The organism is Kineosphaera limosa NBRC 100340 (genome assembly GCF_000298215.1).
Taxonomy (GTDB): Bacteria; Actinomycetota; Actinomycetes; order Actinomycetales; family Dermatophilaceae; genus Kineosphaera; species Kineosphaera limosa.
On sequence record NZ_BAHD01000011.1, the window covers coordinates 39,016 to 58,986 of the forward strand.

The following is a 19,971-nucleotide window of genomic DNA, read 5'->3' on the forward strand; positions in this document are numbered from 1 at the left end:
TCAGGGGGCACCGACAAGGTTCCGACGCGGAAAGCGGCCCAGGCGCACGCCAGCCGAGTCGTCACTTTGCAGCCCGAGTCGTCACTAGTTGGTGACGACTCGGGCTGCAAAGTGACGACTCGGCTCGGCGGCAGGCGCGGTGGCGCGGCTTAGTCGACCAGGCCGACCTCTCCGGCGGAGATGCCGCGGCGGAAGAACTCGGGGTTGCGGCGGTACTGGGTGAACATCACGACGACGCCCAGCAGCAGCACGGTGGAGCCGAGCAGGAAGACCAGGCCGATGCCGAACAGCTGTGAGCCCGAGCCGTATTCGGGGTCGATGCTGTCGATCGAGGTCTGGATGAAGAACGCGATGAGCAGCAGGCCACCCAGCAGCGGGGCGAGGAACTGCGTGAGCATCGTGCGCGGCGTCGCACGCGAGGTCCGCCGGAAGTACCACACACAAGCCAATGCGGTGATGCCGTAGTAGAAGCACACCATCATGCCCAGGGCCGTGATGGTGTCCCACAGCACCGACTCCGAGATCACCCGCATGATCGCGTAGAAGCCGAACGAGACGACCGCGGCGAAGATCGTCGCGTAGCCCGGTGACTGGAAGCGCGGGGTGATCGAGGCGAACCGGGGCGGCAGGGCCCCGAAGTGACCCATGGCCAGCAGCGTGCGCGCCGGGGAGACGAACGTCGACTGCAGCGAGGCCATCGAGCTGGCCATCACGGCGATCGAGACGAGGATCGCGAACGGCCCCATGACCGGCCCGGCCAGTGCGGCGAAGATGTTCTCCTGGATCTCGGTGTTGCCCAGGCCGTACTCGCCGTCGCCGACACCCGCGAACGACAGGGTCGCCGTCGCCACGAGCAGGTACAGCGTGACGATGACGAAGATCGTGGCCGTCGCCGCCTTACCCGGTGTCGTCGCCGCGTCGGTGGACTCCTCGTTCATCGTCAGCACGACGTCCCAGCCCCAGTAGATGAACACCGACAGCGAGACACCGGCCGCGAACGCCGAGAACGAGCCGATGCCGAAGGGGTTGAACCACTCCAGCGACGGCGGGGTCGGGTCGAACGCCGAGCCGTTCGCCAGGTGCGTGTAGGCCGCGACCGCGAACCACACGAGCACGAGCACCTGGAACGTGACCAGCACGTACTGGACCATCTTCGTCGCCTCGACCCCTCGATAGGAGATCGCGCAGGCCACCACCATGAACACCAGACAGGTTGCGACGTTGACGAAGACGTTCGTCGAGAGGTCGGCCAGCTCGGGCCGGCCCAGGGCCTGGGAGAGGAAGAGGTAGAAGAAGTCGACCGCGATGCCGGCGAGGTTCGAGAGCACGAGGATCGTGGCGGCCAGCAGACCCCAGCCGCCCATCCAGCCGATCCACGGCCCGAAGGCGCGGGTACCCCACGTGAACGTCGTGCCGCTGTCCGGCATGGCCTTGTTCAGCTCGCGGTAACCGACGGCGACCAGCAGCATCGGGATGAACCCGACGAGCAGGATCGCCGGCATGTGCTCGCCGACCGCCGAGGCCGTCGGACCGAGCGCCCCGGAGAGGGTGTAGGCGGGAGCGATGCACGAGACGCCGATGAAGACGGCGGCCACGAGGCCGACGCTCTTGGTGCTCAGGCCCTTGCCGCCGTGCGCGCCGTCGGCGGACCCTTCGCCGGCACCCGCCGGCCGGCTGGTGATATCGCTCATGCCCCGGCCCCGCCCTTCGCTGTGTCGCTGTCGGTCTCGGTTGTGCCGTCGGTCTCGGCGCCGTCGAAGCGGGCCCCGGTCGGGATCGCGACGACCGGCACGGAGAGGGTGCGCAGCAGGCTGTAGGCGGTGCTGCCGAGGAAGAAGCGGCGCGGCTCGGCGAGCCGGCTCGAGCCGACGAGCAGGATCGACGCATCGTCCCAGGGCACCGACTCCACGGCCTCCTGGATACCGCCCCGGGCGATGACGAGGTCGGTCGAGGTGGGCGCCCCGTGCTGCGCAACGGCCCGGGCCAGCAGCTCGTCGACGTGCCCGCGCACGAACTGCTCGGGATCCGGATCGGGGGCGGGATCGTCGTCGGGCAGGTCGTCGCGGTCGATGTCGACCATAGTGATGAGGCGCAGCGGCAAATCACGGCGCGCGGCGGCCTCCACAGCCTCGTTGAGCAGCGATTGGCCGCCCGGACGCAGCCCGACCGCGCAGTCGATCCGTTCGATGGGGCCGGTCGTCCGGTAGCTGCTCGGCACGAGCGTCACCGGCCGGGTGGCTCGGTGCAACAGCGTCGAGGCGACCGCGCCGAGCTGGTGGCGCCGGACGATCCCGGCGCTGCCGGACCCGATGACGATGAGCGCGGAGTCGAGCTCGTCGGCCGTGCCCATGAGCCCTTCGGCGACCGACGGGGCGTAGCGCACGTGCGTCGCGACCTCGATGCCCTCGGGCACGCTTGCGGCGGCCTCGGCGAGCCAGTTGCGTGCGTGCTGGGCGACGATCGGCTCCTCGCGGCCGACGGGCGGGTAGGCCGGGGCGTAGGCGCTGTGCTCGCGCACGACGAACACGACATCCAGTGCAGCGTCGAACGATTCGGCGAGAACGACGGCCAGGCTCAGCGCGTCCTGGCCGCGCTCGTGCGGGCGATAGCCGACCAGGTAGCGGATCTGGTTCACATCTCACCGCCGATCTGTTCGGCCATGAGACGGCCCATCCGAACGGCCCCGTCGACGTGCTGGAAGCCGGCGCCCGCCGTGTCGGAGGAGGCGAAGCGGATTGGGCCGACCGGCGTGCGCACGTCGTTGCCGTAGCGGTGCAGACCGCCGAGGTCGAAGCTCGTGCCGTAGGCGCCGCGGGTCCACTCCTCGCTGCCCCAGTCGGACTCGTAGTAGACGTCGGGGTCGAGAGCCTGCGGGCCGAGGAAGTCGGCGATGCCGGCCAGGATCGTCGCGCGGCGCTCGTCGGCGGACAGGGTGAACATCTCGTCGGCGCGGTCGTCGGGCACGAAGGCCACGAGGGTGCCGCGGTCGTCGCCGTGGTTGGTGTTGTCGTAGATCTCCTGCACGACGCGGCCGGCGCCGAAGCACGAGCCCGACAGACCCTGCTCCCGCCAGAACGGCGTCGGGTACACGGCGTGCACCTTGATGACGAGGCCGAAGCTCTGGTGCTGGTGCATCTGGTGCTGGCGGCGGGGCAGCGGCGGCTCGTAGGAGATCCGCGAGTACAGGTTCGGCGGCACCGCGACCAGGGCCCGCTTGGCATTGACGGTCACGGGACCGTCGGGGCCGTCGGCGACGGCCTGCACCCCGTCATCCGCCCACTTCAGTGTGCGAACGGGGCTGGACAGGAGCACGTTCGTGCCGCCGTCGGTCAGTGCCGCGGCGAGGCGCTCGCTGACCTGCTGCATGCCGCCGACGACCCGCAGGTCGAGGATGAAGTCCTCGTCGACGAGGTGGCTGAACGACCCGGCGGAGGCGGCCATGAGGCCGGCCTGCAGCGCGGAGAACGCGTGCACGGGCTTGGTGAGCATGCCGCCGCCGATGAAGTAGGCGATATTGCGGCGGGCCTCCTCGTCGTCGCTGCGCGCGGCGAGCCAGGCCTCGAAGGAGACGGAGTCGAGGGCGGCGGCCTGCGGGTGCTCCCACGGCCGGTCCGGGTCGATCTGAGCGGCCAGCTCGTCGAGTTCGGCGACGAGGCGGGCCATCTCCTGCTGCGTGGCGGCCGGCACCGGGAAGTCCTCGCCGCTGAACCGAGTGGCGACCCCGTCGACCGGCGCGTAGAGGTTGTCGCCCTCGCGGTAGCGGGCGAAGGTGTCCAGGCCGAGCTCAGCGGCAAGCGAGATGAGGGCGGTCTGGTCGGGGGAGATCCACTGGCCGCCGATCTCGAGCATGGCGCCCTCGATCGTGTTGGTCCAGGTGCGCCCGCCGACGCGATCGCGCGCCTCGAGCACGGTGACGCTGTGGCCGGCACGGGTCAGCTCGGTGGCTGCGACGAGGCCGGTCACCCCGGCGCCGACGATGACGACATCCGACGTGAGTTCATGGGGGCTGGGCATGCTGCTCCTTGGTCTCACCTGCCCGTCGTGGGTGTCTCCGATGACACCGGGGCGCAGGGTGACCTAACTATGGACCACAATTCCTTGCCCTGGCAAGCGCTGGGCGACGAAATCCGTAGTTGACTCTCGTCATGGGCGATGAATCACGGAGGTGACGCGGCAATTGGTACGGATTCCGATGAACTTCCCCCTCCACCTCGATCTTGACACCTATACCCGGCAGGGGTATATCTAGAGGGAAGGATGCCCCCAGGGGGTATGAGATGAGAGGGTGAAATCAATGAGCGCCACCAGTCGCTCCGAGTCGGTGCTAGGCAGCACCCCGACCAACAGCATCGAACTTCGTATCGGCGGCATGACCTGCGCGTCGTGCGCCAACCGCATCGAGAAGAAGCTGAACAAGGTGCCGGGCGTCACGGCATCGGTCAACTACGCCACCGAGACGGCCAGCATCCAAGCCCCGCCGGGCACCGAGGCTGCGCAGCTCATCGGCGTCGTCGAGCAGACCGGCTACACCGCCACGGCCCCGGAGCCTGTGCGTGCGACCGAGGACGAGGGGCCGCAGGAGGGCGACCAGTCGTCGCTGGGTGACCGGGAGGTCGCGGATCTGCGGCAGCGGCTCATCGGTGCGGCGGTGCTCTCGGCGCCGGTCATCGCGATGGCGATGATCCCGGCGCTGCAGTTCGACTATTGGGGCTTCGCCTCCCTCGTGCTGGCGGCACCGGTCGTCGTGTGGGCGGGCTGGCCGTTCCACCGCGCCGCCGCGCTCAATCTGCGGCACGGCGCCGCGACCATGGACACGCTCATCAGCATCGGGACGACCGCGGCCCTGCTGTGGTCGATCGTCGCGCTCTTCTTCGGCACCGCCGGGCAACCCGGTGTCGTGCACCCGTTCGAGCTGACGATCTCGCACGGCGACGGCCTGTCCCACATCTACCTGGAGGTCGCGGCCGGCGTCATCACGTTCGTGCTGCTCGGTCGCTACCTGGAGAAGCGGTCCAAGCGCCGCGCCGGGGCGGCTCTGCGGGCCCTGCTGGAGATGGGCGCCAAGGATGTCGCGGTGCTCCGCGACGGCCGCGAAGAGCGAATCCCGGTGGAGCAACTCACGGTCGGCGACGAGTTCGTCGTGCGCCCGGGCGAGAAGGTGGCGACCGACGGCGTCGTCGTCTCCGGGACCAGCGCGATCGACGCCTCGATGCTCACGGGGGAGTCCGTGCCGGTCGAGGTCGGCGAGGGCGACGCCGTGACCGGGGCGACCGTCAACGCCGGCGGTCGGATCGTCGTGCGCGCCACCCGAATCGGCTCGGACACCCAGCTGGCGCAGATGGCCAAGCTCGTGCAGGACGCCCAGTCGGGCAAGGCCGCCATCCAGCGCCTGGCCGACCGCGTGTCGGCGGTCTTCGTGCCGATCGTCATCGTCATCGCGCTGGTCACGCTCGGCACCTGGCTGGCGCTGGGCTACCCGCCGGCCACCGCGTTCACTGCGGCGGTTGCGGTGCTCATCATCGCCTGCCCGTGCGCCCTCGGCCTGGCGACCCCGACCGCGCTGCTCGTCGGCACCGGTCGCGGAGCGCAGCTGGGGGTGCTCATCAAGGGCCCCGAGGTGCTGGAGTCCACCCGCCGCATCGACACGGTGGTGCTCGACAAGACCGGGACCGTCACGCAGGGCGCGATGACGCTCGACGAGGCGATCCCCGCCGACGGGGTGTCGCGCGAGCTGCTGCTGCGCCTGGCCGGGGCCGTGGAGGACGCCTCCGAGCACCCGATCGCCCGCGCGATCGCCACCGGAGCCCGCCAGGGGAACAGTGACCTGCCGGCCGTCTCGTCGTTCCAGAACCTGGAGGGCCGTGGGGTCCGCGGCGTCGTGGAGGGCCACGACGTGCTGGTCGGTCGGCCGAGTCTGCTGGCCGAGCACGACCAGCCGCTGGACGAGTCACTGCAGCGCGCTCTGGAGGCCGCCCAGGCGCGGGGCACGACCGCTGTCGCGGTGGGCTGGGATGGCCGGGCTCGGGGGCTGCTGGTCGTGGCCGATCAGCTCAAGCCCACAAGCACGCAGGCCGTCGCCCAGCTCAAGGCACTCGGGCTGACTCCGGTGCTGCTGACCGGCGACAACGAGACGGTCGCGCGACAGGTGGCCAAGGAGGTCGGCATCGACGAGGTCATCGCAGAGGTGCTGCCCGCCGACAAGGTCGACGTCGTCGCCCGCCTCCAGGGCGCCGGCCGCACGGTCGCGATGGTCGGAGACGGTGTCAACGACGCCCCTGCACTCGCCCAGGCCGATCTCGGGCTGGCGATGGGCACGGGCACCGACGTCGCGATGGAGGCGGCCGACATCACCCTGGTGCGCGGCGACCTCCGCGCCGCCGCCGACGCGATCCGGCTCTCCCGCCGGACGCTGCGCACGATCAAGGGCAACCTCTTCTGGGCCTTCGCCTACAACACGGCGGCGATCCCGCTCGCGGCGCTCGGGCTGCTCAACCCGATGCTGGCCGGCGCGGCGATGGCCTTCTCCAGCGTCTTCGTCGTCGGCAACAGCCTGCGGTTGCGCCGGTTCCGGTCACGGGCCGACGAATCGCCGCGCGCCGCGGCCACGCAGGGCCGCCCGAACGCCCAGCCAGCAGCAACGACCCACGCAGGAGCGCACCGATGACCCAGACCGAAGACACCAGCCCCGCCACGCCCGAGCCCGCCACGTCGGACCACACGCACGGCTACATCAGCGACAAGGCCCGCTACCTGGCGCGCCTCAAACGCATCGAGGGCCAGGCCCGCGGCATCCACCGGATGATCGACGAAGACACCTACTGCATCGACATCCTCACCCAGATCAGCGCCCTGACCAGCGCCCTGGAGAATGTCGCGCTCGCCCTTCTTGACGATCACCTCAAGCACTGCGTCGTCGACGCCGCTCGCGCCGGCGGCCCCGAGGCCCAGGCCAAGATCGACGAGGCCTCGGCGGCCATCGCCCGCCTCGTCAAGTCCTGACTGGCGGGCTGCGGACGAGGGTGCGGCGCAAGGTGGGTATTGCCCACCTGCCCCGCGAGTGTGAGAATGAGGTGTCCGCTTCTGGGTCTATCGGAGGTATGTGATGAGCGCGCTGGCAGGCTTCACGCCGGTCACCGAAGTAGCGGCCGACGACCGCGCCAGAATCGCCTTCGGTCGCGTCGGCGTGCACGGTCAGGACCGATTCCTGGTCTCCACGCGTGAGACTGGCGAGATCTTGCTGACGCCGCTGGCCTCCATCCCTAAGCGCGAACTCGATGTCTGGGAGAACGAGGAGTTGCTGGCCTCGGTGATGCGCGGTGCGATGCAGTACGCGGCCGGCGACCTGGTCGAGCGCGACGATCTCGACGACGAGTGAGCGCCCCTCCGTTCCGCTTGCGCTACACGCGGGAGGCTTCGAGCATCCTTGATGATCTGCAGCGGCCCCAGTTCGAGAAGAAGCGCAAGAAGGTCGACAAGGCCCGACGGATGCTGCGCGATCAGGGCCCGGCATACCCAGGCCTGAATTCCCACAAGTTCAGCTCGTTGAGCGGGCCGAACGGCGAGGAAGTCTGGGAGTCCTATGTCGAGAACCGGACACCCGGTGCCTGGCGGATCTTCTGGATCTACGGGCCGGCGGCCGACGAGATCACGATCATCTCGGTGGGGCCACACCCTGATCGCGGGTGACGCCCGCCGGCTAGAGCAGCACCTCGCCGAGGTCGTAAGCGGGGGCGCGGTCGATCTGGTCGATGGTGCACGAGGTCGGCTCGCGGTCGGGCCGCCAGCGCAGGAACGTCACGGCGTGGCGAAAGCGCCAGCCCTCGAGCTGGTCGAACGCCACCTCGACGACGCGCTCGGGGCGCAACGGCACGTAGCTCACGTCCTTGGCCGAGGAGAAGCGCGACCGGTCGGTCTCCGCGTGCGCCACGTGGCCGTCGTCGTCGCGCACGACCAGCGGCTCCAGCTCCTCAACGAGTTCGAGCCGCCGCTTGGCCGTGAACGCCGCGATGCCGCCGACGTTGAACAGCCGCCCGTCGTCGCCGTACAGCCCCAGCAGCAGCGAGCCGACACCCTGGCCCGACTTGTGCACCCGGTAGCCGGTGACGACGGCATCACCCGTGCGCTTGTGCTTGATCTTCAGCATCGTCCGCTTGCCCGGCTCGTACGGCCGGTCCGCGGGCTTGGCCACGACCCCGTCGAGCCCGGCACCCTCGAAACGTTCGAACCAGTCACGCGCCTCGTCGGCGTCGCGGGTGGCGCGGGTCAGGTGGATCGGGGCCCCGTCCGGCAGCGGCGCCAACACCGCCTCCAGTCTGGCCCGACGCTCGCGGAACGGCTCGTGCAGCAACGACTCCTGCCCGAGGGCCAACAGGTCGAAGCAGACCAACTCCGCAGGCGTCTCCTGAGACAGTTTGGCCACCCGACTCGCCGCCGGGTGGATGCGTTGACTCAGGGCCTCCCACTGCAGCCGTTGGGCTCCCGACGACCCCGAGCGCACGACGATCTCGGCATCGATCGCACACTGTTGTGGCAGATATTCTCGGACCGCCTCGACGACCTCCGGAAAGTAGCGGGTCAACGGCTTGGCCCCGCGGCTGGCGAGCTCGACCTCGTCGCCGTCGCGCAACACGATGCAGCGAAAGCCGTCCCACTTCGGTTCGTAGATCAGCCCGCCCGGCACCGAGTCGGCGGCAGGGACCGAGGCCACGGCCTTGGCGAGCATGGGGGAGACGGGCAGTTCGATCGGCAGGTGCACCCGGCCATTGTGGCTCTTTTCGGGTGTGCCGTCGCCGCGCGGGCACGCGCGTCGACCTGAGACGATGGGCTCATGGATGCAGACTCCCGGTCGAGCGCGGCGAAGGTCGCGGCCGTCGCCGGACTGACCGGGGCGGGCATCGGCTTGGCGTCGGTGGCGGGCTCGGTCAGCGCGGGCGCCTACCTGGCCCGAGTCCTGCTGACCCCGGAGCGGGAGCGGCCGCAGACCGAGGAGATCCTGGCCGTCGACCCCGGCTTCATCACCCTGCGCGCCGACGAGGAGACGGTGGTGCCGGGCCGCTACGGCCTGTGGTTCGACGAGGGCCGCGGACACCTACGCATGGGCGACATCGTCGACCGCACCGACGGCGACCCGGAGACGACGCCGCCGGCCAACCGGTTGCGTCGCGGCGCGAAGACCCCGGCTCCGGTACCCACCGTCACCCGCGCCATCGAAGGCATCGACATCGGCATCCCGGCCCCCGGCCCGGCCCGCTGGGACGGCTACTTCTACGCGCAGCCGCCGACTGAGAGCCTCGGTCTCGCGCACCACGACGTCGTGGTGCCCAGTGAGATCGGGCCGCTACCGGCCTGGTTGATGCCCGGGCACGGCGACCCTGGCGCGGCCTCCCCGCACACCGCGGGCGCCGCCACCCCGTGGGCGATCCTCGTGCACGGGCGCGGCGCCACCCGACACGAATGCCTGCGCGCCGTGCCGACGCTGCACCGCCTCGGCATCACCAGCCTCGTCCCCACCTACCGCAACGACGCCGAAGGGCCGCCGAGCCCCGACGGCCTGTACAACCTCGGCCTGTCCGAGTGGCGCGACACCCAGGCCGCGATGGCCTACGCGCTCGAGCGCGGCGCCAGCGACCTCGTGCTCGTCGGCTGGTCGATGGGCGGCGCGATCGTCATGCAGACCCTCGACCTGTCGCCGCTGAAGCACCACGTGCGCCTGGCCATCCTCGACTCCCCGGTCATCGACTGGGCCGACGTCATCGCCCACCACGCTCGGCTGCGCAAGGTGCCTTCCCCGCTGGCCCATCTCGCCCAAGGGCTCATCGGGGCCCGCTGGGCCCGTGGCCTCGTCGGGGTGCACGAGCCGCTCGATGTGGCCCGCACCGACTGGCAACACCGCGCGGACGAGGTGCATCACCCGATTCTGCTCATCCACTCGGCCGACGACGAATTCGTTCCTGTGGGACCCTCTCGCGAATTCGCCCGGCGCCGAAGCGACCTCGTGCGCTACGAGGAATGGCGCACGGCCCGGCACGTCAAGGAGTGGAACGTCGACCAAGAGCGCTGGGAGCGGGTCGTCACCGAGGCACTCACGGGAGCGCTCGCGCGGTTGAGCGCCGGCTGAGGGCATTCGGAGGCCGAAGCCCGGCGGATGGGTCAGGATGTGCCATGGCCAAGAAGAAGAGCGAGCCCGCCCCCACCACCGCACAGGCGCTCGACGCGATCTCGTTCGCCGACGCGTTGGCTGTCGGCCCCGGGTTCCGCCTCGACGAACTCGACCCGCGCGCCACCCCGGCCTTCCCCGGAGCCAAGACCGACGGCCAGGCCGCCCTGGCAGCCGGCGTCGACGAGATCTCGCAACTGCAGGAGCGCCTGTACGCCCAGGCCCGTGCGGGCGCCTCAACGCAGCGGCTGCTCCTCGTCGTGCAGGGCATGGACACCTCCGGTAAGGGCGGCATCATGCGGCACGTCGTCGGCCTCATGGACCCCCAGGGGGTGCAGATCACCGCCTTCAAGGCGCCGACCGCGCAGGAGAAGGAGCACCCCTTTCTGTGGCGCATCCGCCGAGCCCTGCCCACACCGGGCTACATCGGGGTGTTCGACCGCTCCCAGTACGAGGACGTGCTCATCGTGCGGGTGCGCAACCTGGTGCCCGCCTCGACGTGGAGCCGGCGCTACAACCAGATCAACGCCTTCGAGAAGTCCGCCGCCAAAGAGGGCATCACGACGGTCAAGGTCATGCTGCACATCTCCAAGGAGGAGCAGTGTGCCCGACTGCTCGAACGGCTCGATCGCCCCGACAAGTACTGGAAGTACAACCCCGGCGACATCGACGAGCGCGCCCGCTGGGAGGACTACCAGGTGGCCTACCAGGCCGCGCTGGAGAAGACCTCCACCGAGATCGCGCCGTGGTACGTCGTTCCCGCCGACCGCAAGTGGTACGCGCGGCTGGCCGTGCAGCGCCTCGTGCTGGAGCACCTGCGGGTGATGAACCCGCAGTGGCCGCCGGCCGACTTCGACGTGGAGACCGAAAAGGCCCGCCTCGCGAACAGTTGACCGCGGCCACCGCGGGTTCTTCGTCCTGCCTGAGCTGTTGGGCTACTCCTGTGGCTCGCCCTGGTCCTGCGCTTCCTGCGCTTCCTGCGCCTGCGCAGGCTGCCCCTCCTGGGCCTGCTCGTCGTGCGGCTGCTCCTCGTGGGGCTGCTCTTGCGCAGGTGCATCCTCCGGCGGCGCGGCCTCACTCGCCTTGGGCTTGGTGGCCTTCTTGCGGCCGCGTCCCGCGGTCTTGCGGGTGGCGCGGGCCCGGGCAGCGCGTTCGGCGCTGCGCTCGGCCCGCTCCGGGGACTCGCCGGCCAAGCCTTCCTGCACCGCCGTCACCTCGACCCGCTCCAACTCGGCGTCGACCGCCACGACATCCTCGGGCAGCGGCACGCTCCTGAGGATGACCACCGAACGGCCCTCCACGTCGAGCACAGTGCCCGGGTTGTGCACGCTCTGCTCACGCGCTGGGCGACCCGCGGGCAGCGCGGTGTTGACGACCTCTTCCCAGGCCACGTCCTCGACGATCCTGGGCACCATGAACTTCACCGAGTCCCAGTGGGCGTTGAACATCAGCACGAAATGGTCGTCCTGCACCCGCTGCCCCAACGGGCCAGGCTCCAGGATGGCGTCGCCGTTGAGGAAGAGTGAGAGCGTGCGGGCGTAACCGGTCTGCCAGTCGTCCTCGGCCATCTCGGTGCCGTCGACCCGCAGCCACACGATGTCGTGCAGGTCGGAGACGCCGCCGTGGTCGGCGCTGCCGGAGAAGAACCGCCGGCGGCGGAACACCGGGTGCTGCATGCGCAACTCGACGATGCGGCTGGCGAAGTCGAGCAACTCCTGCTGCTCGCGGCCGAGGTTCCAGTCGATCCAGGAGATCTCGTTGTCCTGGCAGTACACGTTGTTGTTGCCGCCCTGGGTGCGACCCAGCTCGTCGCCGTGGGCGATCATCGGAACGCCCTGGCTGACCATCAGCGTCGTCAGGAAGTTGCGGATCTGGCGCAGCCGAAGCGCCCGGATCTCCGGGTCGTCCGTGGGGCCCTCCGCGCCGCAGTTCCAGCTGCGGTTGTGGCTTTCGCCGTCGTTGCCGCCCTCGCCGTTCGCCTCGTTGTGCTTCTCGTTGTAACTGACGAGGTCGCGCAGCGTGAAGCCGTCGTGGGCGATGATGAAGTTGATGGAGGCGATCGGCCAGCGCCCCGAGTGGGCGTACAGGTCCGAGGAGCCGGTCAGGCGTGAGGCGAACTCGGACAGGGCCGCGGCCTCACCGCGCCAGTAGTCGCGCACGGTGTCGCGGTACTTGCCGTTCCATTCGGTCCACAGGGGCGGGAAGTTGCCGACCTGGTACCCGCCGTCGCCCAGATCCCACGGCTCGGCGATGAGCTTGACCTGGGAGATCACCGGGTCTTGCTGGATGATGTCGAAGAACGCGGACAGCTTGTCGACCTCGTGGAACTGGCGAGCCAGCGTCGCCGCCAGGTCGAACCGGAAGCCGTCGACGTGCATTTCGGTGACCCAGTAACGCAGCGAGTCCATGATGAGCTGCAACACGTGCGGGTTGCGCATGAGCAGGCTGTTGCCGGTGCCCGTCGTGTCGTAGTAGTGCTCCTTGGCGTCGTCGACGAGCCGGTAGTAGCTCGCGTTGTCGAGCCCGCGGAAACACAGGGTCGGGCCGTACTCGTTGCCCTCGGCCGTGTGGTTGTAGACGACGTCGAGGATGACCTCGATGCCGGCGTCGTGCAGGGCCTTGACCATCGCCTTGAACTCGGTCACCTGCTGGCCGCGGGTGCCGTGCGCCGCGTAGCCGTTGTGCGGGGCCAAGAAGCCGATGGTGTTGTAGCCCCAGTAGTTCGTCAGGCCCCGGTCCTGCAGGTGCGAGTCCTGCACGAACTGGTGTACGGGCAGCAACTCGATGGCCGTGATGCCGAGGTCCGTCAGGTGCTTGATGATCGCCGGGTGGGCGATTCCCGCGTAGGTGCCGCGGATCTCCTCCGGCACCTCCGGGTGCGTCATCGTCAGCCCCTTGACGTGGGCTTCGTAGATGACGCTGTTGTGGTACTCGTGCCGCGGCGGACGGTCGTGGCCCCAGTCGAAGTAGGGGTTGACGACCACCGAGAGCATCGTGTGCTCCAGCGAGTCCTCGTCGTTGATCGAGTTGACGTCGCCGAACTTGTAGGCGAAGAGCGACTCGTCGCTGGTGATCTGCCCGTCGATGGCCTTGGCGTAGGGGTCGAGCAGCAGCTTGTTCGGGTTGCAGCGGTGCCCGTTCTCGGGCTCGTAGGGACCGTGGACGCGGAAGCCGTACCGGTGCCCGGGCTGCAGGTGCGGCACATAGCCGTGCCAGACGTAGCCGTCGACCTCAGTCAACTCGATACGGGTCTCGTTGTCTTCGTCGTCGATGAGGCACAGCTCGACCTTGCTGGCCACCTCCGAGAAGACGGCGAAGTTCACGCCCGACCCGTCGTAGGTCGCGCCGAGCGGATACGCCTTACCAGGCCAGATGTCCATGCTTCCTTCTTGTGTCGCGGCGGCGCCCGCGGGCGCCGCTTAGGTGTCGACCCCTGCGGCCGCCTTCGTCCTGTGTGCGGCCCGGTCGGTGGCTACCGCCGGGGGCAGGGGTCGTTGCGCGGATCGAGTCCGGGCAGGACCGAGGGTAGCCTGTCGGTGTGACCAGAAGACGGTGAGCGCGTCGCCGGACCGGGTCAATCCGGCGTTCGCCAGGCTCGCGGGCCGTTCCGGATCGCGATCGCCGCGGGCGTGTCGGGGTCGAGTTTGAATCCGGGTGCCGGGATCGGTTACTGTCGTCCAGCACGCCGCGGGACAACAGCCTCGTGGCCGGCACATGCGGACGTGGCTCAGTTGGTAGAGCATCACCTTGCCAAGGTGAGGGTCGCGGGTTCGAGTCCCGTCGTCCGCTCGGAGGAACGAGGCCTTCCTCGATGCACACTCAAGGAGGTCTTTCGGACCTGTCCGGTGGAGTGGCCGAGAGGCGAGGCAACGGCCTGCAAAGCCGTCTACACGGGTTCAAATCCCGTCTCCACCTCCAGTTCGACATCCGGTGCCGGATGTCGATCGCATTGGGCGATTGGCGCAGTCTGGCTAGCGCGCTTCCTTGACACGGAAGAGGTCACAGGTTCAAGTCCTGTATCGCCCACTCGACATCGAAGAACCCCTGGCTCTGTAACGGCCAGGGGTTCTTCGCGTGCGTGCGGGCTGGTGCGACGCCGATCACACCGGCCCCACGCGTTGGGGGATGTCGACGGGCCGGGGGCGGGCCAATCACCTCGATCGGGGGATCGACGTGAGTGGTGCCACATGCGGCCCGCGGTCGGCGCGGCTCACGTTCCCGCCTCGGCGACCGACAGGACACTGAGGGAACGACATTTGACCCAGGAGGGGTAGGAAGTCCAATGACCGCCATCGCGTGTGAGCCTGCGCGCCGCTACAGCGTCCTCATCACCCCCGGTGACGACGATCACGGCACGTGGCACACGATTACGGCCGCCAGCATCGGCGAGGCCCTGCGTAGCGTGCGCAGCGCCCTGTTCTGGGAGACCGCGCAGATCCGCTACTCGCGTGATGAAGCGACGGTGAGCGCGATCGAATGCCTCGGGAACGCCCACTGACCGACCGGCGTCGGCGTCCGAGGCTGACCGAGTGCTGATCGGGCCCTGATCGCCGGTCCTCCTCGCTGGCCCTAGGGACGGGACTGGGCGAGGTCCGCGCAGGCGATCGCCTGCCGGTTCAGTGACTCGAGTCGGTCGGTCGTGCTGCCCGTGGGATCTTGGGGCACCCCGCCGGTCGAGATGTACTTCGGCGTCCACGTGTACTCGGTGACCAGGCTCTGCTCGGTCATTCGCTGCTCCCCGGTGGCCTGCCCCCGCTCCCTGGCCTTGTTGGCGTCGACGGTCACCGTCAGCACGCCGGAGGGTCGGGAGTTGGCGCTGGTGTTGTACCAGATGAAGTTGCCGGTGCCGTATCCGACGAAGGTGCGCCCCTGCCATCCCGAGGCCTGCGGCCGGTGCGCATGGGTGCCCACCACGATGTCCGCCCCGGCCGCCTGCAGGTCGCGCACCGTGGCTGCCTGGTCGCCGTTAGGGCAGCTGGTGCCCTCGGTGCCCCAGTGCATCTGGGCCACCACGAGATCGTGCTCGGCGGCCGCTTTGGCCACGGCCTCCTTGAATTTCGCCCGGTCGAGGGCGACGGCGATGCCGGGGGAGTCTGCGCCGGCCGACCAGTTCGCCGCCGTCTCCTCCCACACCTGCGAGGCGGCGAGCACCGCCACGTTGACCCCCTTGACGTCCACGGTCAGCGGCGCGTACGCCTCCGCAGCATTGGCGCCGAAGCCGACGATCGGCAGCACATTCTTCTCCTTGGCCGCAAGGGTGTCCTGCACCCCGACCCGGCCGTAGTCGGCCGCGTGGTTGTTGGCCATGCTCACCGCGTCGACCCCGGCGGCCTTGAGCACGTCCAGTGACTTGGCGGGCGCACGGAAGGTGTAGGGCTTGCTCATCGCGGTGCCCCGCTCGGTAATCGCCGTCTCGAGGTTGACCATCGAGAAATCGGCGTCGCGCAGCTCCGGCAAGCGCTTGGCCCACACTTCGTCGGAGTCCTGCAGGAGGGCCGCCACCTGACGCTCGAAGTGCACGTCCCCGGCGAACGCCAAGGAGATGGTGGCCGGCCCGGTGGGGGTACTGGTCGGCTCCGACCCGCCGCCGTTCTCTTCACCGGCCGCTGCGGTGGTCGGGTCCGCCGGGCTTTGGCCGGTGCCCGAAGACGTCGACGAGTCTTGGGCGCAGGCACTCAAGGCCAGGAGAACGACAGCGGACATCGCGACGGTGCGGCGGTTCAGCATGCGGGCAGTGTAATTCGGGCACCGTCGGGTTCTGCGGAACCTGGGCGGCGCGGGTAGGCGTTGACGCAGGGAGTCGTTGGTTCGCCGGGGGCGAAGCGAGATCGATAGGGGCGAATCAGGCGACCTGGGGCAGGTCAGACCGCCGCGCAGGAGGCCGATGGGCAAACGGCAGCCGAACGAGCGGTGAGTGTGGCGCAGACGGCAGGGACTGGCCCGTGGATGCGCGAGAATGGTCGCACGCAGCGACGCGAAGGGGAGTCCGGGAGTGGACGAACGAGTGGGCACCGGTGAGGTCGTGACCTCACCCGACCAGCCACGCGTGCGCGCCCTGCGGTCCGGCGAGGCCGCCCCGCCCTACCCAGGGACGACCGCTGCGGGCACCCCCGACGCGTCGGCAGCGATGAGCGATTCGCCCGGCGAACCATCCGGTGCTGGCACCGACCCTTCGCAGCGCGCTGCGGGGGGCGCTTCCGGGGGCATCGACCCAGACCTGGCGAGCCGGCCGATGCTGGGCCCGGACTGGGCCTGGCGGCGACGACTGCGCGAGCGGCGCGCGACCTACCACGCCTATCGGATGGGGGTGGCCGCCCTCGGCGTCACCGTCGTCATCGTGGGTCTGATTCTCGTGCCGCTGCCGGGGCCTGGTTGGCTCATCGTCTTCTGCGGCCTGGCGATCTTGGCGACCGAGTTCCACTGGGCCAAGCGGCTGCACCAGTACGTCTCGGCACGCCTGCGGGAGTGGAACGACTGGATCATGGCGCAACCGGTGTGGGTGCGACTGGCGCTCGCCGCCGGCACGTTCCTCCTGGTCGTCGCGTTCTTCTGGGTCGTGCTGAAGGTCGTGGGCATCCCCAGCCTCGTGCCGGAGTGGATCACGCACTACCTGCGCACCTACGCGGCTCTGTGAGCGCCGCCCCCGAGCCGGGCCCGCAGGCGCAGTCCAGACGCGCCCTCGGCGAACTCGGCGCACTGATGCTGGATGCGGGCTACGCAGTGACCGACGTGGCACACACCCTGGAGACCGCGATGGAGGCCCGGGGCCTGCAGCGCACCCGCGCGGGGGTGTTTCCGCAGGCGGTGCTGCTCGACGACGGCACCGGCACACGGATGACCTCGACGACCGGGCAGACCCTCACGTTCGACCAGGTCGGGCGCACCGGCCGAATCGTCGCGGCCGCCTACCGCGGCCAGGGGGACTGGGCCGCGCTGCGCGACGGGGTCGCGGCAGTGCGGGCCAACCCGCGGCAGCGACCGGCGTGGGTGGCGATCGTGGGCAACGGGTGCATGACGACGGGCATCGCGGTCGTCTTCGGCGCCTACTGGTGGTCGCTGCTGGCCGACGCGGTGCTCGGGCTGCTCGTGGGCGTAGCGCTCGTCGTGCTCTCCCGGTACCTGAAGGTGGCGCAACTGCTGCCATTCCTCCTGCCCTTCATCGTGACCGTCGTGCTGTGGCAGGCGGCGTCGTTGGCCGGGGTGCACTCTGTGCCGCTGTTCGCCGTGTGCGCGCCGTTGGTGGTGCTCATCCCAGGGGCGGCGGCCACCAACGGGGTGTTGGAGTTGAGCGCGGGCGACGTCGTCTCCGGCGGCTCGCGCCTGATCTCCGCCTTGGTCGTGTGGGCGCTGCTCGCGGCGGGGATCGTCGCGGGGGCGGGCCTCATGGGTGCTGAGCTCGTCGGCGGCTCGCTGGTGGCCGGCGGTGGCGGACCTGCGCCGGCGCACGGCTGGGGCGCGCCGGTGCCTGGCTGGCTGGTGTGGCCGGCGACGGCGCTCATCGGCATCGGGGTCGGGCTGTTCTGCTCGGCCCGTGCGAGGCTGACCTCGGTCATCGTCGTCGTGTTGCTGGCGACGTACGGGCTGGTCCGGCTGCTGGAGCCCGAAGTGGGGCCGGTCGTGACGATCGGGGTGGCCTCGGCGCTGGTGCTCACGGCGACGCGCCTGCTCGAGTTGCTCGCGCCGGCCTTCCCCAGCGTCGTCGTCTTCCGGCCCGCCTATTGGCTGCTGGTGCCCGGCTCGTTCGGCCTCATCGCCCTGACCACCGACAACGGCGACCCAGACCTCATCCGCGCAACCCTGGCCACGATCATCGCCCTGACCATCGGCACCCAGGTCGCCGCCATCGCCGCCGAGGGCGTCCAGACCATGGCGCGCGCCCGGTTCCGCTTCCTGCGCCGCACCCGCCGCTGAGCGGGCTGCCGCGCTCGGCCTGCCTCGCCCCGCCCCGTTTTGGGAGCCGGGCCTTCGAGCAGGTATGGTGTCGGACGCACCGGACGTATAGCTCAGTTGGTTAGAGCGTTCGCTTCACACGCGAAAGGTCAGGGGTTCGAGTCCCTTTACGTCCACCCCGAAACCCCCTCTGAGTAGGGGGTTTTCGCTTTGCTCCGCACATTCGTGCCACGTCTGCGTGCCACAACCTAGCCGCGGGGGCCACGTGGGCTGACCAGGCCGTGGTCGTAGGCGGCGATGACGAGCTGGGCACGGTCGCGAGCATCGAGCTTGGTCAGCAGCCGGCCGATGTGCGTCTTGACCGTACCCATCGAGATGTACAGAGTCGCGGCGATCTCGTGGTTGGAGAGCCCGGCGCCCACGAGCGACAAGACTTCGGCCTCTCGCGCCGTCAGCGACGCCGGGGCCGGAGCGGGTCTGCGCGGATGATCGACGTAGTGCTCGACGAGCCGCGCCAGGATCGCAGGGGCGAACAGGGACTCGCCGGCGTGGGTGCGCATGATCGCCTGGGTCAGGGCTGCCGGTTGGGCGTCCTTGAGCAGAAAGCCGCTGGCCCCGGCGCGCAGGGCCGCGACGACGTACTCGTCGAGCTCGAACATGCTGAGCACCAGAACACGGGTGGACCGGAGCAGCGGATCTGTCGTGATGGCAGACGTCGCCTCGATCCCGTCGCCACCGGGCATCCGCACGTCCATGAGCACGACGTCGGGGATCAGGTCGCGGGCCGCTGCGACCGCGCCACGGCCCGTGTCGGCTTCCCCGGCTACCACCAGTCCTGGCGCGCTGTCGACGATGAGCCGCAGACTGTGCCGAATGAGCGGCTGATCGTCGACGATCAGGACTCTGACATTCATCGGCCGGGTGCCACCGACCGCCACGCTCCCGGCTTGCGCCCAGCCCCTCCGGGCTCGCCAGCGCTGGGGTGGCGGTCGGGCGTCTCGGCGGCGCTGGGCTCGGGCAAGCGCGCGACGAGTCGAAAGCCTGTCGGTCCGGGTCCGGCGCACACGGTGCCGCCGAGCGCCTGCACCCGTTCGCGCAGGCCCGCCAGCCCAACGCCGGCGCCGGGGTGCGGAGCCCAGCCCGGCACCGGCTCGTCCTCCACCGTGACGACAAGGGAGTCTCCCTCCCGAGCCACCAGCACGCGGGCCTGGGCGGGGCCGGCGTGCCGGCCGGTGTTGGTCAGGCCCTCGCGCACAACGGCGCACGCAAGCAGTTGGGCGCCCGGCGAAACCTGCCCTCCGGTCTCGATCGCCAAGGTGGCGCGAACCCCTGCCACCGTTGCTCCGGCCACGATCGAGGGCAAATCTGCGAGCGACTCACCAGGCTTGCGCGGCGCCGAGTCTGCCGGGCTACGCAACACGGCCAGCATGCGGCGAAGCTCCAGGGTTGCGGCCCGCCCGGCGTCCTCGATATCGGCGAGAGCAGCGGCCTGTTCGTCGGCTCGGCCACTGCCCCGCACGGTCTGCGCCGCAGCGGCGCGAACCGTGATGAGCCCGAGACCGTGTGACGCGAGGTCGTGGAGTTCCCGCGCGAGCCGCATCCGTTCGGCCTGCTTGGCCCGTTCAGCGGCCCACCCGGTGAGTGCGTCTTCGTAGGCCCCGCGTTCGCGTCGGGAGCGCACCTGTGCCCACAGCAACATGGCGACCGCTCCGGAGGCGGCTGCTGTCAGGACCACCGTGGCCTGGGCGGCGTCGCCGATACTCGTCGTGGCCAGCGCGAGCGCCAGCACCGCGATGCCGACGAGTGCGATCGACCACGCGCGTGAGCGCAGCACGGGCCGGTCAGGTTGGTCCATCTCATCGAGTCTAGATTCGGGCCGCACCAGGGACATCAGACCGTGGTCCGATCGACGCAGGGCCGAGCCG

At 69.9% G+C, this 19,971-nt stretch carries 17 protein-coding genes and 4 tRNA genes; 13 read left to right on the forward strand and 8 right to left on the reverse strand.

Annotation, left to right across the window (positions count from 1 at the left end; genetic code table 11):
• Window positions 1-149 precede the first annotated feature (149 nt).
• The 3 genes from KILIM_RS03775 to KILIM_RS03785 are packed head-to-tail and all read right to left on the reverse strand — an operon-like array spanning window position 150 to window position 4,014.
• Window positions 150-1,691: an APC family permease gene (locus tag KILIM_RS03775; RefSeq protein WP_006591297.1), complete on the reverse strand. Its 1,542-nt coding sequence runs from the start codon at window positions 1,689-1,691 to the stop codon at window positions 150-152.
• Window positions 1,688-2,635, reverse strand: a complete 948-nt coding sequence (locus tag KILIM_RS03780) for a universal stress protein (RefSeq protein WP_006591298.1) — start codon at window positions 2,633-2,635, stop codon at window positions 1,688-1,690. The genes KILIM_RS03775 and KILIM_RS03780 overlap by 4 nt, the downstream gene beginning before the upstream one ends.
• Window positions 2,632-4,014, reverse strand: a complete 1,383-nt coding sequence (locus tag KILIM_RS03785; RefSeq protein WP_006591299.1) for a flavin monoamine oxidase family protein — start codon at window positions 4,012-4,014, stop codon at window positions 2,632-2,634. Before KILIM_RS03785 ends, KILIM_RS03780 begins: the two co-directional genes overlap by 4 nt.
• A gap of 280 nt (window positions 4,015-4,294) precedes the next feature.
• Between KILIM_RS03785 and KILIM_RS03790 the strand changes: the two genes are divergently transcribed.
• The 4 genes from KILIM_RS03790 to KILIM_RS03805 all read left to right on the forward strand — a co-directional run bounded on the left by KILIM_RS03790 (window position 4,295) and on the right by KILIM_RS03805 (window position 7,686).
• Window positions 4,295-6,664, forward strand: coding sequence for a heavy metal translocating P-type ATPase (locus KILIM_RS03790; protein WP_006591300.1), 2,370 nt, complete (start codon window positions 4,295-4,297; stop codon window positions 6,662-6,664).
• Window positions 6,661-6,999, forward strand: a complete 339-nt coding sequence (locus KILIM_RS03795; protein ID WP_006591301.1) for a metal-sensitive transcriptional regulator — start codon at window positions 6,661-6,663, stop codon at window positions 6,997-6,999. Before KILIM_RS03790 ends, KILIM_RS03795 begins: the two co-directional genes overlap by 4 nt.
• Before the next feature lie 103 nt (window positions 7,000-7,102).
• The gene (locus tag KILIM_RS03800; protein WP_006591302.1) at window positions 7,103-7,375 is read left to right on the forward strand and encodes a hypothetical protein; all 273 of its coding nucleotides are present in this window, start codon (window positions 7,103-7,105) and stop codon (window positions 7,373-7,375) included.
• Entirely contained in the window at window positions 7,372-7,686 is a 315-nt protein-coding gene (locus KILIM_RS03805) for a hypothetical protein (protein ID WP_006591303.1), read from the forward strand. Before KILIM_RS03800 ends, KILIM_RS03805 begins: the two co-directional genes overlap by 4 nt.
• A 10-nt stretch (window positions 7,687-7,696) precedes the next feature.
• Here the strand turns inward: KILIM_RS03805 and KILIM_RS03810 are convergent, their stop codons facing one another.
• Window positions 7,697-8,755: an ATP-dependent DNA ligase gene (locus KILIM_RS03810; RefSeq protein WP_083875887.1), complete on the reverse strand. Its 1,059-nt coding sequence runs from the start codon at window positions 8,753-8,755 to the stop codon at window positions 7,697-7,699.
• Between the two features lie 72 nt (window positions 8,756-8,827).
• Here KILIM_RS03810 and KILIM_RS03815 point away from each other — a divergent pair, with 72 nt between their 5' ends.
• Both KILIM_RS03815 and KILIM_RS03820 read left to right on the forward strand, forming a co-directional pair.
• Window positions 8,828-10,117 (forward strand): alpha/beta hydrolase, encoded by a 1,290-nt coding sequence (locus KILIM_RS03815; RefSeq protein WP_006591305.1) that lies wholly within the window; start codon window positions 8,828-8,830, stop codon window positions 10,115-10,117.
• Between the two features lie 44 nt (window positions 10,118-10,161).
• Entirely contained in the window at window positions 10,162-11,049 is an 888-nt protein-coding gene (locus KILIM_RS03820) for a polyphosphate kinase 2 family protein (protein ID WP_006591306.1), read from the forward strand.
• A 42-nt stretch (window positions 11,050-11,091) separates the two neighbouring features.
• Here KILIM_RS03820 and glgX read toward each other — a convergent pair whose 3' ends face one another.
• The gene (glgX, locus tag KILIM_RS03825; RefSeq protein WP_006591307.1) at window positions 11,092-13,536 is read right to left on the reverse strand and encodes a glycogen debranching protein GlgX; all 2,445 of its coding nucleotides are present in this window, start codon (window positions 13,534-13,536) and stop codon (window positions 11,092-11,094) included.
• Between the two features lie 336 nt (window positions 13,537-13,872).
• On the opposite strand from glgX, the gene KILIM_RS03830 reads away from it, so the two are divergent.
• The 4 genes from KILIM_RS03830 (at window position 13,873) to KILIM_RS03845 (ending at window position 14,654) form a co-directional block, all read left to right on the forward strand.
• Window positions 13,873-13,945 (forward strand) — tRNA-Gly (locus KILIM_RS03830).
• A 55-nt stretch (window positions 13,946-14,000) separates the two neighbouring features.
• Window positions 14,001-14,074: transfer RNA gene (locus tag KILIM_RS03835), tRNA-Cys, on the forward strand.
• 33 nt (window positions 14,075-14,107) lie between these two features.
• A tRNA-Val gene (locus KILIM_RS03840) sits at window positions 14,108-14,182 on the forward strand.
• Window positions 14,183-14,438: 256 nt separating this feature from the next.
• The gene (locus KILIM_RS03845) at window positions 14,439-14,654 is read left to right on the forward strand and encodes a hypothetical protein (RefSeq protein ID WP_006591308.1); all 216 of its coding nucleotides are present in this window, start codon (window positions 14,439-14,441) and stop codon (window positions 14,652-14,654) included.
• A 71-nt stretch (window positions 14,655-14,725) separates the two neighbouring features.
• Here the strand turns inward: KILIM_RS03845 and KILIM_RS03850 are convergent, their stop codons facing one another.
• A complete protein-coding gene (locus KILIM_RS03850; RefSeq protein ID WP_246308446.1) occupies window positions 14,726-15,883 on the reverse strand; it encodes a CapA family protein in 1,158 nt (385 codons plus the stop codon).
• 265 nt (window positions 15,884-16,148) lie between these two features.
• Between KILIM_RS03850 and KILIM_RS24855 the strand changes: the two genes are divergently transcribed.
• From KILIM_RS24855 to KILIM_RS03865, 3 genes are all read left to right on the forward strand, one after another.
• Window positions 16,149-16,790 carry a TIGR02611 family protein gene (locus tag KILIM_RS24855; protein WP_255247602.1) on the forward strand — a complete coding sequence of 214 codons (642 nt, stop codon included), beginning with the start codon at window positions 16,149-16,151 and terminating at the stop codon, window positions 16,788-16,790.
• On the forward strand, window positions 16,787-18,067 hold the full coding sequence (locus KILIM_RS03860) for a threonine/serine exporter family protein (protein WP_006591312.1): 1,281 nt from the start codon (window positions 16,787-16,789) through the stop codon (window positions 18,065-18,067). The genes KILIM_RS24855 and KILIM_RS03860 overlap by 4 nt, the downstream gene beginning before the upstream one ends.
• An 81-nt stretch (window positions 18,068-18,148) precedes the next feature.
• Window positions 18,149-18,222 (forward strand) — tRNA-Val (locus KILIM_RS03865).
• Between the two features lie 72 nt (window positions 18,223-18,294).
• Here KILIM_RS03865 and KILIM_RS03870 read toward each other — a convergent pair.
• The gene (locus KILIM_RS03870) at window positions 18,295-18,960 is read right to left on the reverse strand and encodes a response regulator (protein ID WP_040562140.1); all 666 of its coding nucleotides are present in this window, start codon (window positions 18,958-18,960) and stop codon (window positions 18,295-18,297) included.
• Window positions 18,957-19,901, reverse strand: coding sequence for a sensor histidine kinase (locus KILIM_RS03875; RefSeq protein ID WP_083875888.1), 945 nt, complete (start codon window positions 19,899-19,901; stop codon window positions 18,957-18,959). The genes KILIM_RS03870 and KILIM_RS03875 overlap by 4 nt, the downstream gene beginning before the upstream one ends.
• Window positions 19,902-19,971: the final 70 nt, after the last annotated feature.

Coding starts and splice junctions, on each gene's coding strand:
- KILIM_RS03775 (WP_006591297.1), bottom strand. CDS start 1,691: ATGAGCGATATCACCAGCCGGCCGGCGGGTGCCGGCGAAGGGTCCGCC.
- KILIM_RS03785 (WP_006591299.1), bottom strand. CDS start 4,014: ATGCCCAGCCCCCATGAACTCACGTCGGATGTCGTCATCGTCGGCGCC.
- KILIM_RS03790 (WP_006591300.1), top strand. CDS start 4,295: ATGAGCGCCACCAGTCGCTCCGAGTCGGTGCTAGGCAGCACCCCGACC.
- KILIM_RS03795 (WP_006591301.1), top strand. CDS start 6,661: ATGACCCAGACCGAAGACACCAGCCCCGCCACGCCCGAGCCCGCCACG.
- KILIM_RS03800 (WP_006591302.1), top strand. CDS start 7,103: ATGAGCGCGCTGGCAGGCTTCACGCCGGTCACCGAAGTAGCGGCCGAC.
- KILIM_RS03815 (WP_006591305.1), top strand. CDS start 8,828: ATGGATGCAGACTCCCGGTCGAGCGCGGCGAAGGTCGCGGCCGTCGCC.
- KILIM_RS03820 (WP_006591306.1), top strand. CDS start 10,162: ATGGCCAAGAAGAAGAGCGAGCCCGCCCCCACCACCGCACAGGCGCTC.
- glgX (WP_006591307.1), bottom strand. CDS start 13,536: ATGGACATCTGGCCTGGTAAGGCGTATCCGCTCGGCGCGACCTACGAC.
- KILIM_RS03845 (WP_006591308.1), top strand. CDS start 14,439: ATGACCGCCATCGCGTGTGAGCCTGCGCGCCGCTACAGCGTCCTCATC.
- KILIM_RS03850 (WP_246308446.1), bottom strand. CDS start 15,883: ATGCTGAACCGCCGCACCGTCGCGATGTCCGCTGTCGTTCTCCTGGCC.
- KILIM_RS03870 (WP_040562140.1), bottom strand. CDS start 18,960: ATGAATGTCAGAGTCCTGATCGTCGACGATCAGCCGCTCATTCGGCAC.
- KILIM_RS03875 (WP_083875888.1), bottom strand. CDS start 19,901: ATGGACCAACCTGACCGGCCCGTGCTGCGCTCACGCGCGTGGTCGATC.